Annotated in this window: 16 protein-coding genes; 2 read left to right on the forward strand and 14 right to left on the reverse strand. The window is 58.6% G+C overall.

Annotation, left to right across the window (positions count from 1 at the left end):
* Positions 1-172: 172 nt before the first annotated feature.
* Positions 173-2311, forward strand: coding sequence for an anaerobic ribonucleoside-triphosphate reductase (gene nrdD, locus NUX24_RS08820; RefSeq protein WP_032662478.1), 2139 nt, complete (start codon positions 173-175; stop codon positions 2309-2311).
* Between the two features lie 141 nt (positions 2312-2452).
* Positions 2453-2917 (forward strand): anaerobic ribonucleoside-triphosphate reductase-activating protein, encoded by a 465-nt coding sequence (nrdG, locus tag NUX24_RS08825; protein ID WP_257831026.1) that lies wholly within the window; start codon positions 2453-2455, stop codon positions 2915-2917.
* A gap of 3 nt (positions 2918-2920) precedes the next feature.
* On the opposite strand, the gene NUX24_RS08830 is transcribed toward nrdG, so the two are convergent.
* The 14 genes from NUX24_RS08830 to pmbA form a co-directional block, all read right to left on the reverse strand.
* Positions 2921-3205 (reverse strand): type II toxin-antitoxin system RelE/ParE family toxin, encoded by a 285-nt coding sequence (locus tag NUX24_RS08830; protein ID WP_257831028.1) that lies wholly within the window; start codon positions 3203-3205, stop codon positions 2921-2923.
* On the reverse strand, positions 3195-3437 hold the full coding sequence (locus tag NUX24_RS08835; RefSeq protein ID WP_023331889.1) for a type II toxin-antitoxin system RelB/DinJ family antitoxin: 243 nt from the start codon (positions 3435-3437) through the stop codon (positions 3195-3197). Before NUX24_RS08835 ends, NUX24_RS08830 begins: the two co-directional genes overlap by 11 nt.
* A gap of 77 nt (positions 3438-3514) precedes the next feature.
* Positions 3515-5425 carry a transcription antiterminator gene (locus tag NUX24_RS08840; protein WP_257831030.1) on the reverse strand — a complete coding sequence of 637 codons (1911 nt, stop codon included), beginning with the start codon at positions 5423-5425 and terminating at the stop codon, positions 3515-3517.
* 18 nt (positions 5426-5443) lie between these two features.
* Positions 5444-6580, reverse strand: a complete 1137-nt coding sequence (locus tag NUX24_RS08845) for a lactonase family protein (RefSeq protein ID WP_257831032.1) — start codon at positions 6578-6580, stop codon at positions 5444-5446.
* 36 nt (positions 6581-6616) lie between these two features.
* On the reverse strand, positions 6617-7357 hold the full coding sequence (locus NUX24_RS08850) for a KDGP aldolase family protein (RefSeq protein ID WP_047652095.1): 741 nt from the start codon (positions 7355-7357) through the stop codon (positions 6617-6619).
* Entirely contained in the window at positions 7354-8472 is a 1119-nt protein-coding gene (locus NUX24_RS08855) for a DgaE family pyridoxal phosphate-dependent ammonia lyase (protein ID WP_257831034.1), read from the reverse strand. Before NUX24_RS08855 ends, NUX24_RS08850 begins: the two co-directional genes overlap by 4 nt.
* Positions 8456-9589, reverse strand: a complete 1134-nt coding sequence (locus tag NUX24_RS08860) for an amidohydrolase/deacetylase family metallohydrolase (protein WP_257831036.1) — start codon at positions 9587-9589, stop codon at positions 8456-8458. The genes NUX24_RS08855 and NUX24_RS08860 overlap by 17 nt, the downstream gene beginning before the upstream one ends.
* A 42-nt stretch (positions 9590-9631) precedes the next feature.
* Positions 9632-10273, reverse strand: coding sequence for a DUF4310 family protein (locus NUX24_RS08865; RefSeq protein WP_023310183.1), 642 nt, complete (start codon positions 10271-10273; stop codon positions 9632-9634).
* 13 nt (positions 10274-10286) lie between these two features.
* Positions 10287-11063 carry a DUF4311 domain-containing protein gene (locus tag NUX24_RS08870; RefSeq protein WP_023310182.1) on the reverse strand — a complete coding sequence of 259 codons (777 nt, stop codon included), beginning with the start codon at positions 11061-11063 and terminating at the stop codon, positions 10287-10289.
* Between the two features lie 22 nt (positions 11064-11085).
* Positions 11086-11385, reverse strand: a complete 300-nt coding sequence (locus NUX24_RS08875) for a DUF4312 family protein (protein ID WP_108367487.1) — start codon at positions 11383-11385, stop codon at positions 11086-11088.
* A 2-nt stretch (positions 11386-11387) separates the two neighbouring features.
* Positions 11388-11750 carry an SFCGS family glycine-rich protein gene (locus NUX24_RS08880; protein WP_023293430.1) on the reverse strand — a complete coding sequence of 121 codons (363 nt, stop codon included), beginning with the start codon at positions 11748-11750 and terminating at the stop codon, positions 11388-11390.
* A 10-nt stretch (positions 11751-11760) separates the two neighbouring features.
* Positions 11761-12099, reverse strand: coding sequence for a glycine dehydrogenase (locus tag NUX24_RS08885; RefSeq protein WP_025911967.1), 339 nt, complete (start codon positions 12097-12099; stop codon positions 11761-11763).
* Between the two features lie 315 nt (positions 12100-12414).
* Complete coding sequence (gene cybC / locus NUX24_RS08890; RefSeq protein WP_008501412.1) at positions 12415-12801, reverse strand: cytochrome b562; 387 nt, start codon at positions 12799-12801, stop codon at positions 12415-12417.
* A 41-nt stretch (positions 12802-12842) separates the two neighbouring features.
* Positions 12843-14195 (reverse strand): metalloprotease PmbA, encoded by a 1353-nt coding sequence (gene pmbA / locus NUX24_RS08895; protein ID WP_047652092.1) that lies wholly within the window; start codon positions 14193-14195, stop codon positions 12843-12845.
* Positions 14196-14260 lie beyond the last annotated feature (65 nt).

Genomic DNA, 14260 nt, shown 5'->3' on the forward strand with positions numbered 1-14260 from the left:
AACATCTTGTATTTATCGTCTACTATTCCAACAACAAGACGGCGCTTACGCTGGCCGGAATTGTGGATAACACAAGCTGGGAACGCGGGAAGTCTTTGGCCCGGCGGGGAATATGCCCGGTTATTACTTCTCCACCTCTGTGGATAACCTGTTTTCAAAAAATGGAGTGATCATGACACCGCATGTGATGAAACGTGATGGCTGTAAAGTGCCGTTTAAATCAGAGCGCATCCAGGAAGCCATTCTGCGTGCAGCTAAAGCAGCGGGAGTCGATGACGCAGATTACTGCGCCACCGTCGCAGAAGTCGTTAGCAGCCAGATGAACGAACGCAGCCAGGTCGATATCAGTGAGATCCAGACCGCGGTTGAGAACCAGCTGATGGCGGGGCCTTACAAGCAGCTGGCGCGCGCCTACATTGAGTACCGTCACGATCGTGACGTGCAGCGTGAGAAGCGCGGTCGTCTGAACCAGGAGATCCGTGGCCTGGTGGAGCAGACCAACTCCGCCCTGCTCAATGAAAACGCTAACAAAGACAGTAAAGTGATCCCGACCCAGCGCGACCTGCTGGCCGGTATCGTCGCCAAACACTATGCCCGTCAGCATCTGCTGCCGCGCGACGTGGTCTCGGCGCACGAGCGCGGTGAAATTCACTACCACGATCTCGACTATTCGCCGTTCTTCCCGATGTTCAACTGCATGCTGATCGACCTGAAGGGCATGCTGACCCACGGTTTTAAAATGGGTAACGCCGAGATTGAACCGCCTAAGTCGATCTCTACGGCCACCGCCGTCACCGCGCAGATTATCGCCCAGGTCGCCAGCCATATTTATGGCGGCACCACGATTAATCGCATTGATGAAGTGCTGGCCCCGTTCGTGACGGCAAGCTTCAACAAGCATCGTAAAACGGCCGAAGAGTGGCAGATCCCGGACGCCGACGGCTACGCACACTCCCGCACCGAGAAAGAGTGCTACGACGCCTTCCAGTCGCTGGAGTATGAGGTGAACACGCTGCACACCGCCAACGGCCAGACGCCGTTTGTGACCTTCGGGTTTGGTCTGGGCACCAGTTGGGAATCACGCCTGATCCAGCAGTCCATCCTGCGCAACCGCATTTCCGGCCTCGGCAAGAACCGCAAAACGGCGGTGTTCCCGAAACTGGTATTCGCTATCCGCGACGGCCTGAACCACAAGTTTGGCGATCCGAACTACGACATCAAACAGCTGGCGCTGGAGTGCGCGAGCAAGCGCATGTACCCGGACATCCTGAACTACGATCAGGTCGTCAAAGTCACCGGTTCGTTTAAAACGCCAATGGGCTGCCGCAGCTTCCTCGGCGTGTACGAAGATGAAAACGGCGAGCAGATCCACGACGGGCGCAACAACCTGGGCGTCATCAGCCTGAACCTGCCGCGCATCGCGCTGGAGGCGAAAGGCAATGAAGCGGAATTCTGGACGCTGCTGGACGAGCGCCTGCAGCTGGCGCGTAAGGCGCTGATGACCCGCATTGCACGCCTTGAAGGAGTCAAAGCCCGCGTGGCGCCAATCCTCTATATGGAAGGGGCCTGCGGCGTGCGCCTGAAGGCGGACGATGACGTGTCTGAGATCTTCAAAAACGGTCGCGCGTCCATTTCGCTGGGCTATATCGGTATTCACGAAACCATTAACGCATTGGCTGGCGATACGCATATGTACGACAGCGAGGCCCTGCGCGAAAAAGGCATCGCGATTGTTCAGCGCCTGCGCGACGCGGTTGACCAGTGGAAAGAGGAGACCGGCTACGGCTTTAGCCTCTACAGCACGCCGAGCGAGAACCTGTGCGACCGCTTCTGCCGTCTGGACACCGCCGAGTTCGGGATTGTGGAAGGCGTAACCGACAAAGGGTATTACACCAACAGCTTCCACCTCGACGTGGAGAAAAAGGTGAACCCGTACGACAAGATCGACTTTGAAGCAGCGTATCCACCGATCGCCAGCGGCGGCTTCATCTGCTACGGCGAGTACCCGAACATTCAGCACAACCTGAAGGCGCTGGAAGACGTGTGGGATTACAGCTATCAGCACGTGCCGTATTACGGGACCAACACGCCAATCGACGAGTGCTACGAGTGCGGCTTTACCGGTGAGTTTGAGTGTACGAGCAAAGGCTTTACCTGCCCGAAATGCGGCAACCACGATGCGGCCCGCGTCTCCGTGACCCGTCGCGTGTGCGGCTATCTCGGCAGCCCGGACGCGCGTCCGTTTAACGCCGGCAAGCAGGAAGAGGTGAAGCGTCGCGTGAAGCATTTGGGGAATGGGCAGATCGGGTAAGTTCTGCGCAGGGTTCTCCCCCTCACCCTACCCCTCTCCCTCAAGGGAGAGGGAACCGATCGAGCACATTGCTAAGCCTGACTCCGGTTTTCTCCCTCTCCCCGTGGGAGAGGGCCGGGGTGAGGGCATCAGGTTAACGCTATGAATTATCACCAGTACTACCCCGTCGACATCGTCAACGGCCCCGGCACCCGCTGTACCCTGTTCGTCTCAGGCTGCGTCCACGAATGCCCCGGCTGCTATAACAAAAGCACCTGGCGCTTAAATTCCGGCATGCCGTTCACCGCCGAAATGGAAGACCGGATCGTCAACGACCTCAACGACACGCGCATTCACCGTCAGGGGATCTCCCTTTCCGGCGGCGACCCACTGCACCCGCAAAACGTACCGGAGATCCTGAAGCTGGTGAAGCGCATTCGGGCAGAGTGTACGGGAAAAGATATCTGGGTCTGGACGGGATACAGGCTGGATGAGCTGAACGCGAAGCAAATGGAAGTGGTGGATCTGATCAACGTCCTGGTCGACGGCAAATTCGTGCCGGATTTAAAAGACCCGGCGCTGATCTGGCGCGGCAGCAGCAACCAGGTTGTGCACCATTTACGATGACCGCTAAAGCCGTTTGTTTGCATCATGATAAACGGCTGATTTCTCTCGCTTACCGATAGCGATAACAAATACCGTTACAACTTTGTCCTGAACCTGATAGACCAAACGATAACCCTGCGATCTGAGTTTTATTTTGTAGCAATCCGGCAGACCATGCAGGCGGGCCGATTCGACCCTGGGGCTCACCAGCACGTCCGCAAGTTTCTTCTTAAACTGGTCTTTTACAGTCTGCCCCAGCTTGCTCCACTCCTTTAACGCCCTCGGGTCAAATGCCAGTTCATAAGTCATCCAGACTAACCTTGATTCCCTTTTGCGGATTCGCCAGTCGCTCCCGGACCGTCTGTATCAGTTCATCTTCACTGTCGCTAATCGTGACCGTTTTCACCGGCATACGTCCCGTCTCCGCGACGTACTGAAACAGTAATCGTACGGCTTCCGTTGGGGTGATATTGAGTTTTTCCAGCACGGCATAAGCCTCGTTTTTGAGTTTGTCATCCAGACGGACGTTCAGCGTGGCCATTATGCCTCCGGTAAAATCGAATGTGTAATGCATTTTAGCATTACATTCGCATTACATCGAATTCTGGATAACGCCTCTCAAAACCGACTCAAACTCTCCATTGCCACCGCCTTAAACCCGGCAAAGTCATCGCAGCTACAGAGCCGCGACATCGCCCGTTCACGCAGGAAAGTGACGAAGATATCGTAAATCGCCATCGCCTCTTCGTACTCGCTTTTGCTGATGGCGAGCAGGAAGATGACGTGCGCGGTTTCGTCTCCCCACTGAACGCCGTGCGGGGCGAGCACGGTATAGACCACGGTTTTCTGCGCTAAAAGGCCGAGGGAGTGCGGGAGCGCAATACCGTCGCCGAGCATGGTGCTGACGATGGCTTCACGCTCAACAACCGAATCCAGGAACTCCGCGCCAACAAAGCCTTCGGCCTCAAGCTGTTCACACAGCTCGCGGAACAGCGTCTGCTGGTCAACGGGCTTGTCGAGAATGCGGAAATGGGCCGCGTCGAAGTATTTATCCAGCATCCACGGGCGGGTGCGGTCCACCAGCACCAGCTTGCCGATCTGCTCTAACTGATAGTCGGTCGGGAATGGGGCGATCGTCACCACCGGTTTGGACTTTTCGCTGACGCGGGCGGTGGCGATCACAAAGTCTTCGCCAATCGTTTCCGCCAGCTCGTACTCGCGCAGGGTGAGCGTGCGGACCACCTCAATCTGCGGGTACTTGCGCTGGAGCACCGCCTCGATCATGCGGACCATGGCATTCCCGGCGTCGCATACCAGCAGCACCCGCGGCTGGCGCTGGTAGCCGATGTTGTAATGGCGCTCCAGCCCGACGCCGATATGCAGCACCAGGAAGCCGATCTCGTTTTCGCTGATCGCATACGGCGTGTATTTTCCCCAGCTCGACACCGCCGCAAGGGTCATATCCCACGCCATCGGGTAGTGCTGCTTGATGTTATCCAGCAGCGGATTGGGGATCATGATTTGATACCGCACGCGGGTGATCATGGTTTTGATGTGCGTGAGCAGGTCCGCGTGCAGCTGCACGTCGCTAAGCAGGTTGTAGTTATAGTGGGTGTTGATGTAGCGCAGGATGTAGTTGACCAGCGCTTCGTCGTCATCGGCATTAATCGCGCTGGGCGCGATCTCCTGGATCTGCCGCGCCGCAATGTGCACGCACAGCCAGCTCTCCTCTGAAGGTGAAAGCGCTTTGCCCGCCAGGTGCTGAATAGTGACGGCGATATCCTTCGCCGCCTCGCGCACGTTCTCTTCCACGTCTTCTGCGTGGAATTCCGGCAGCGGATAGCCCTCGCTGATGCGCCGCACCGACACCGCGCAGTACAGGCGCAGGAACAGCTCGCCTTCGTCGGTCAGGCGAATGTGGTGACGCGTCAGCGCCTCGTGCAGCACGGGCACCATCTGCTCCGCCACGCCTGCGTTCAGCGCCACGTCGGTCACCAGCGGGTTCAGGCTGTCCTGCTGCGCCAGCTCCCAGAGCAGATCGGTCAGGCAGGCGCGGGTCGACATCTCGCTGCCAAACAGCTTCATGCCGTGGCGCGGACGCGTTTCCAGCGTCAGGTTATAGCGATGGAACCACTCGCGGACTTCGGCCATGTCGCTTTGCAGCGTGGCGCGGCTGACGAACCACTCGTCCGCCAGATCCTCGAGCTTAAGAGAAAATGCCGAGGTCAGAAAACGCACCACCAGATAGTGCACGCGCTCCGGCCCGGTCCGGGGAATACGCAGCGCGCGCGGGTGGGATGCCTGCAGCTGCTGGTAGCGCTGGGCATCATCAATTTTGAGCTGGTAGCCGTTGCCCCGGCTCAATATAAACTGCGCGCCGTGGCTTGCCAGCAGCGCGTTCAGGGCGGTGATATCTGCACGGACGGTTCGCGTGGAGACCGACAGCCGCTGCGCCAGCTCGTCCTGCGGCAGCGTCTCGTTTTGCAACAGATCGAAAAGTTGCGCTAAACGTTGGTTCGGAAATCGCACGTCGTTGTCCTCTACAGCTTAAGGTGAAATGACCATCTGGGATGGGCTGCCGACCGGGGTATAGTCCGGCTCGAAGCTCAATTTTCCGTCCTGCGCCACGCGGAAACGGGTGATGTTGTCGCTGCGCTGGTTCATGACGTACAGCCAGCGTCCCTGCTTATCGAGCGTCAGGGTGCGCGGGTAGTCGCCGCGCGTCCAGACGTCGTCCTGATGCGTCAGCGTGCCCTCCGCTGTTACGGTAAAGTGCCCAATGCTGTTATGCAAACGGTTAGCCACATACAGCTGTTTACCGTCGGCACTTAATGCGAGCCCGGCAGCAAAGCTGGTGCCTTTGTAACCTTCCGGCAGGGCTGAAAGCGTTTTGCCCTCTTTCAGGGTACCGTTGGCGCTCACGGTATAATGGGTGAGCGTAGACGCCTCTTCGTTAATCAGCCACAGGGCATCGCCCTTCGGCGTAAAGACAAAGTGGCGCGGCCCGGCGCCTTTTGAGGAGGCGCTGATAAACGGCGGATCGTTCGGCGTCAGCTTCCCTGTCCGACCGTCAAAACGGTACTGATAGATGCGATCCAGCCCCAGATCGGTGGAAAATACGTATTTCCCGCTCGGATCGGCGGCGATCATGTGCGCATGCGGGACGTTATGATCGCTGATCGCGAAACTGCCCTCGACGGCAGCTTCCGGCTTCGCCGCGCCCGGTTCGCCTTGATCCTGATGAGTGTCCGTAGCCTCACCCAGGCTGCCGTCTGCTTTAACGGGCAATACTGCGATAGAGCCGCTGACGTAATTCGCCACCAGCAGATGCTGGCCGTTCGGCGTCAGCGACAGGTAAACCGGCCCCGCGCCGCCGGAGGCCACCTGATTCAGCTCGCTCAGCTCACCGTTATCGCCGACACGCAGCGCCTGCACCACGCCCTGCTCCACCTCGCTTGCCAGATACAGCGTTTTGCCGTCTTGTGAAAGAGTCAACTGCGCCGCATTCGGCAGTTTGCTCACCAGCGTTTTATTCGCCAGCGCGCCGCTTTGCGGGTCAACGGTGAAGCGGTACAGCCCTTCGCCGTTGGGGTTGTAGGTGCCCACCCAGGCATATTGCGGCTGGGCGATAGCGGCGGTGGCGAACATTGAGAGTGAAGCAACAAGCAGGGTACGGGTGTGCATGGTGGCTCCTTCAGGTGTGTGCGGTAAGGTTTTGTTCTACTTCACCAGCTTCTTCGTCATCGCCAACAGCGTACGCACATCTTCCGGGCGCGTATCGCCGCTGGCTTTGTCAATAATCGAGCTGTAGATATGCGGGATGATTTTACTCACGCCCGCGTCGAGGGCGATCTGCAGGATCTCCTCATAGTTTTCCAGATCGATACCTCCGGTCGGCTCGAGCCAGAAGTCGTGACGGGCGCAGGCTTCCGCCACCGCGTTGTACTCGTCACGGCACTTCAGGCCGCCCATCGGGAAGTATTTGATGGAGCTGCCGCCAAAATCCTTCAGCAGGGCAATCGCGGTTTCAACCGGAACAATGCCGTCCGGCGCTGCGCTGCTCAGCGGTCCGGTGGAGATTTTGACCATCCCCACGGTGCCGGTCGGAGAGACCAGACCGTTGACCACCGACTCATTCTGCCCCAGCAGCGCGCGGCTGGTGGCCACGCCGGTGAAGACCTGGTTGACGTGCTGCGGCTGCACCTGGCGGGAGATTTCACTCACCATCGCTGACTGGTTCGGGTCGCCCGCACCCAGGCCGACGGAGAGCGCGTTATCAATCAGCGCGGCATATTCACGCATATCGGCAACGGCGCTCGCCACGTCCGGGTAATTTTTGGAGAGCACGCCCACCAGCACGTGACCTTCCGCCGCCTCGTAAATGGCGCTGGCGTTGGCTTTCGATCCTGCCAGCACGTTCAGGCAGACGCGGTCACGGTAAAAGTTGGGGGTCAGTTTCATGCTTTTTTCTCCTGTCCTAATACTTCGCTAATGCGGCGGTACACGATGTTCAGCTGGTCAGCATTCACGCTGCGCACGTCCGCCTCGATAATCCCTTCGTTGGCCTTGTAGCCACGGAAGTAAATGGCGTATTCGCCCTGCTTGAGCTTCGCCACCAGATCGCCCGTGCCGACGCCCGTTGCGGCTTCGTCGAACTTAATCTCGGTGCGGGCAATATCGCGTCCGGCGCTGTCCCAGACCACGCGCGCGGTCACGCCGTTCAGGGTGTTGAGCGCCTCGATAAACGGCGTCATCTTCGCCACCATCTCGGCCCCGCTCTCTTTGGTCGCCGTCAGGTAGTGTTCGATGGCGCAGGTCAGGCCGAGTATCCCCTCTTTACCCACCTTCATCGCGCGGCCAATGCCCGCCGTCTGGCGCTTCACCCACTCAACGTACTGGGTTTTGCCGATCACCAGCCCGCTGGTTGGCCCTTCAATCGCCTTCGCGCCGCTGTAGATCACCAGATCGGCACCGGACCGGTAATACGCGTGCAAATCTTCTTCCGCCGCCGCATCAACGATCAGCGGGAGATCGTGCTTGCGCGCCACCACCGCCGCCTGCTCGACGCTGAGCATGCTTTTCTGCACGCAGTGGTGAGATTTGATGTAGAGGATCGCCGCGGTGCGCGGGCCGATCGCCGCCGCCAGCTGATCGGCGGAGCATTCGTTGGCGTAGCCCGCTTCCACCAGCTTGCCGCCGCCCAGAGCCACCATGGTGCCCACCGGCGCGCCAAAATTCACGTTGTGGCCTTTCGGCAGGACGATCTCGTTGTTTTCAATCGGGGTCACGTGCAGGTTTTCCAGCAGCCAGTCGCTGTCTTTGACCAGCACCGCCGCCACGGACTGGGCAATGCCCGCCGACGCGCAGGAGACCACCGTCGCGCTTTCAACATCCAGCAGCTTCGCGATATATTCCCCGGTTTTGTTGACCAGATCCTTCATCTCGAAATAGTGATTCATGCCGTCCATCGCCGCCTGCACCACTTCCGGGCGCGGCGTGGAGACGCCGAGCGCCGTCATGCGGCCAGAGGTGTTGATCACCTGCTTTAAGTTGTACTTCTCATAAATCGAAGGCATGTTCCGTGCTCCCTTGTTCGGTCATGTAGCCCTTGCCCGCGCGGATCGCGGCAAGCGGCACCAGAATGTGTTCAGCCTGCAGGCTGTCGTTTTCTGCATCCGTCAGCACCGTCGGCTGGCGTTTAATCGTGAACAGCGTTAAATCCGCGTCGAGACCCGGCTGGATGCGGCCCTTGCGCGCAAGGCGCAGGCCGTCGGCGGCGTTGGCGGTCACGCAGTCAATCACCTGCGGCAAAGACATGCCGATGGCGAGGAATTTCGACATCACGCTTGCCAGCGAGCCCACCGGGCCGTTAATTCGGTTGCGGCAGTAGATATCCGAGCTGATGGTGTGCGGCAGAATGCCCATCGCGATGGCGCGTTTCGCCACCTCAAAGCTGAAGCTCGCCGTACCGTGGCCGACGTCCAGACGCACGCCGCGCTTCAGGGCGGAGGTGATGGAGGCGCGCAGCTCACCGGAGGGCGTCAGAATGCGGTTGGGTTTGCCGTTATAGCAGTGGGTGATGATGTCGCCGGAGCTCAGCAGCTCGGCAATTTCGTCGAGGTTCGGCGGGTTGTTGCCGATGTGCACCATCAGCGGCAGGTCGCCGTTCTCTTTCTGAATGGCTTTGGCGCACTCCAGCGGCGTAATGCCGTTTTCACCGACCACGCTGCTGCTCATGCGCGCCTTCAGGCCGACGATAAAATCAGGGTGGCGCTTTACCGCCTGCTTCACCGCGTCGGCGTCGATATTCGCCATGTTGGCCAGCTCGTTCTGGGCAATCAGCCCCACGCGGGAGATGTTCAGCAGGGCAAACACCTCGGTGGAGGCCCTGCGGGTGATTTCATAGAAATCGTCCACGTCGTCGGCACCGGTACTGCCCGCGTCCACCACGGAGGTAACGCCGGTGGCAATGCCCACGCTGTCCGGCTCGTCGTGGTAAATCGGGGAGTTCGGGTAGCAGTGAACGTGGGAGTCAATCCAGCCTGCGCTGACGAACACGTCGCCGTTCAGCTCAACCGTTTTATGCGCGGGGGCGTCAATGTCGCCCAGCGCCGCGATCTTCCCGTCCTGAATGGCGATATCGGTCAGGGTATCGTCGGCAAGGCGCGCACGGCGCAGGAGTAAATCAAACATGAGGATCTCCTGATAAGGCGGGCGCCTGAGCGCCCGCGGGTATTAAAGGGCGACCGGGAACAGCCAGCCCAACAGCATTGCCCCGAGAATGGCGCCACCGGTGATCGGCTTCTGCCAGATGTAGAACACCAGCGCACCCAGCAGGGAACCGACGCCGATAGGAATGGAGGCGGTCATGGCGCTGAGGATAATCAACGGCCCGAGGAAGCGGCCGGAGGCGTTACCCGCGCCCATCATCACGTCTGCACCGTAGGTGGAGTTGCTCTGGTTGATAGTGAACTTACGCGCCAGGATGATGACGTAGCCAATCGCCAGGCCAATCACCAGGCCGGTAATCAGCGCGGCAATAAAGTTGGTCACCGGGAACATGATGCCCGCGCCCAGCAGCAGCGCCGGAACGCCGAGGCCCACGCCGGTCTGGATCGCGCCGCCGATGTCGAGAATACCCACCAGCGACCCTTCGATAATACGGGCGAACAGGAAGCTTGCGCCGAACGCCGCCACCGCGCCGTAAACGCCGGTATCGATCCCCGCTTTCAGCATCGCCACGAAGGCCACTTCGTTAAACGCGCCGATGCCGTAGAGGTAGTACATGTGCGTCCCGGCGAAAACGCCGGATGAGAGCAGGCCAACGAAGATCGGGAACGACCAGTCGGCATACCAAAAACCTTTATTCTGTTCCATTTAGAGGCTCCTGTTATTTACCGCTGAGCGAGTTGTGGATCATGTCGAGCCAGTTCGGCACGGTCAGATGGAAGGATTCGATCATCTTCATGTCGAAGCCGCGGAAGAAGCCGCTCAGCACGAAGAGCAGGACGATCGCCGCCATCATCACTTTGGTGACGTGGTTCCAGCCGCTCTCTTCGACGCCTTTACCGATCAGGATCCCCAGCACCAGGCCCGGTACGGCGTTCCCCATGATCAGCTGCGCCGCACCGCCAAAGATGGTGGCCCAGAAGCCCGATTTTTTACCCGCGTCGATGGCCGCCAGCCAGAAGATTACCGGCATCACGGTGTTGACCAGCAGGTTTGCTGCCGGTACCAGCACCTTCACCGCGGTGACCTGAAGCGCTGCCGGAACGGAGGAGGCGGTCAGGTTCAGGAAGGTGACGACGAGCATGCCAATCACCCCGCAGGCAATCGCCATTTTGCGCGGGTCGTGCAGCGTTTCGCCGACGTTACGGTTTTTGATCATCAGTGCAGCAGCACCCCAGTTCGGGATGATGCGGTGGTCAACGTCCTGTGTGAAGGCACCTGCGGCCACGGAAGAGGCCCAGGCGTTAAAGAAGAAACCTAACCCAAAGGAGAAGTGGGACGCCGGATCCCCTTCACAGGAGTTCAGTTCCCCCAACGTACGAAACGCGCCCATACCCTGAGTGGTAGGCGCATGAAACATGCGTGCAGCCCCGGCTCCGACACCGACGCCAACCAGGCCGCCAATGATGAGCGATTTTATTAATATAATTAAGAACATCAGTCTGCCCTTTTATGAATAATCAGCGTTGCGTGACGAAATCCACCTGGTCAAGATTGATAGCGGTCACGTTGACGGTCACATCCAGCTCCACGCTGTAGGTGCGTCTTTCCCGGCGCAGAAAGAAGAACAGAAACGCTTCTTTTCGCACCGCTTCTTGCGCCTGAACGACCTGCACATCCTGTGGCTCAATACGCAGTAAGATATGCGGTGAGGCTTTCATCACCGCGGCCTGAACGTGGTTGAGCGCGTCGGCAAAGGCGCGCGCTTTGGCGTCGCCTTTTCCCTTCACTCTCACCGTGGTTGTGAAATGTTCTTTCATGCTTATGCGCCGTATTTCTTCTGCCACGCCTGCACCAGACGCTCGCCCAGCTCTTCTTTATCCATAAAGCCGAAGCCCAGCACGTTGCAGCCTTCGTTGATGGCGGTCACGCCCTCTTCCACGGAACGCATGCCGTATTTCGCTTTGTAGCCATATTTGGTCTGGGCGGTGATAGCGCCCGCGCCGCCGCTGCCGCAGAAAGAGATGCCGAAGGTGGCGTTTTCCGCTTTCATCACGTCGCCGAGCTTCATGTCAGCAGCCATGCCCGGCACAACCACCGCGCGTCCACCTGCTTTTTCCACACCGGCAGCCACTTTCTGACCTTTACCCAGGCGATCGCCAATCACGACTGTAATCTGTTCCATGTGTTGCTCCTTAAAGGTTGTCTTTCGCGACTTCAAAGTGAACGGAGAGCAGCCAGGCTTCTTCATCAGGAAGATTGCCAAACTGCGCGACCACTTCACGGGCGAGCCGCATTGAATCCGGTGAAATTTCGTCAAACAGCTCTGCTTCAACCTCCGGCAGCGGCTCGCCGGTCACGGACCGGTGCGCCATTGCGCGCACGTGGGAGGTGAGCATCTGCTCCTGTACCGCATTGGGGATGATGTTGTTCCGGGCCAGCAGGGCATAAACCTGCTGCAGCATGGTGTTCGCGAGCTGTTCTGTTTGCTCCGCCTGTTCCCCAACGTCGTTCATTACCGCTCCGTTAATCACTGGTCTTACCCCGTTAATGGCTCTGGAATAAAACTAACGTTGGGGGGGAATTGTTTGTAGCGAGTTGTTTTCCACTTCGAAGTGGAAAGGCGAGCCGCAGCAGTGATCTGTGCCACATAAATGCGGTGAATCTGAATTAATCACGGTATTTGCGTGATGAATATCACGTATTCCAGCGGCAAAACGCGCGCCGGGGAAACGAAACGTTCAGGCGTGGTGACGCAAAAATGTGATGGCGATAGGGTTTACTTATTACCGCGCAAAAAAAACGGGGGCCACTGGCCCCCGCTGGTTGTTTGTCAGATGCGCGATCGGTTAACGGTATTTCTTGTGATACGTGTTACGGGTCGTCACAAACTGCTCGGCCGCCGCCTGGGCTTCCTTCACTTTGCCTTCGTTAGCCAGCTTCAGCGCGCCGTCGATCTGGCCGACCAGCACGTCAAAGCCGTGGCGGTAGTCTTTCATCTCTGCGCTGTCTGCCGCTTTGCTTTCCAGCTTCGGAGGCGTCGCTTTTTGTGCGTCCAGCGCCGCTTCGCGCATTTTGGTCAGCGCGTCTTTCATTTCAGCCGCATTGTCCGTTTTCTGCACCACCTTCAGATTTTGACCGAGGATGCCCATGTCGTCTTCAAGATCGGCAGCAAACGCAGAAGAGCCAAGAACCAGCGTTGAAGCCGCGACGATCGCTAACAGATGTTTACGCATTGCTCACTTCCTTTTTTATTATTAAAACGCCTTTACGGGTATTACTGACCGGCGATTTTCATTTCCGGCAGAAGTACAGAACCACACTGTATATTGCTGCGTGTTTCAATATCGTTACCGACCGTAACGATATTGCGCCACATGTCCTTCAGGTTGCCGGCAATCGTAATTTCGCTCACCGGATACTGAATTTCGCCGTTTTCCACCCAGAAGCCCGCCGCGCCGCGCGAGTAGTCTCCGGTGATGCCGCTAACGCCCTGGCCCATCAGCTCGGTCACCACCAGACCGGTGCCCATCTCTTTCAGCATCTGCTCAAAGTTGAGGCCCTGCCCGGCAATGCGCCAGTTGTGGATGCCGCCAGCGTGTCCGGTGCTTTTCAGCCCCAGCTTGCGCGCGGAGTAGTTGGTCAGCAGCCACTGGGTCAGAATGCCGTCTTTAACGATGTCACGACGCTCGGTGCGCACGCCTTCGCTGTCGAACGGCGTGGAGGCCAGCCCTTTCAGCAGGTGCGGATGCTCTTCGATGGTGAGCCATTCCGGCAGGATCTGCTTGCCCAGCGAGTCGAGCAGGAAGGTCGATTTACGGTAAACGGAGCCCCCCGCGATAGCGCCCACCAGATGTCCAAACAGGCCGGTCGCCACTTCGTTGGCAAAAATGACCGGGGCCTTCATGGTGGAGAGCTTACGCGGCGACAGGCGAGACAGCGTGCGTTCGGCACACTCTTTACCCACCCATTCAGGAGACTGCAAGTCCCCCAGCGCGCGCCCAATGGTGTAGGCGTAGTCACGCTCCATGTCGCCGTTCTCTTCGGCAATCACGCAGCTGGAGAGCGAATGACGGGTGGAACAGTAGCCCTGCAGCATGCCGTGGCTGTTGCCGAAGACTTTGATCCCGTAATGGCTGTTGAAGCTGCCGCCTTCGGTATTGGTGATGCGCTTGTCGGCCTGCAGGGAAGCCTGTTCGGCGCGCGCGGCCAGTTCAATGGCTTCGTCCGGGGAAACCTCCGCCGGGTGGAAAAGATCGAGATCCGGCGCGTCAAACGCCAGCAGGTCTTTATCCGCCACGCCTGCGTAAGGATCCGGAGAGGTATAACGGGCGATATCCAGCGCCGCCTGCACCGTACGGGCAATGGCATCCGGGCTGAGATCGGTGGATGACGCGCTGCCTTTGCGATTCTGGTGATACACCGTGATCCCAAGCGCGCCATCGCTGTTGAATTCTACGTTCTCCACTTCACCATAGCGGGTACTCACGCTGATGCCGGTGGTTTTGCTGACCGCCACTTCGGCGCCATCTGATTTTTCTGAAGCAAGCATCAGCGCGGTGGAGACGGCTTCTTCAAGAATCTTACGCTGCGCTTCAACTTGTGAGGTTACTTTCATCGCAAATGCCATACTGTAAGAGAGAGTTAACTGAAGTCTAACAGAGAACCGTTTTTCAGTGCGCGTCTTAACTGGTA

Origin of the sequence: Enterobacter sp. HG048 (genome assembly GCF_024702055.1) — a bacterium.
GTDB classification, from domain to species: domain Bacteria; phylum Pseudomonadota; class Gammaproteobacteria; order Enterobacterales; family Enterobacteriaceae; genus Enterobacter; species Enterobacter dykesii.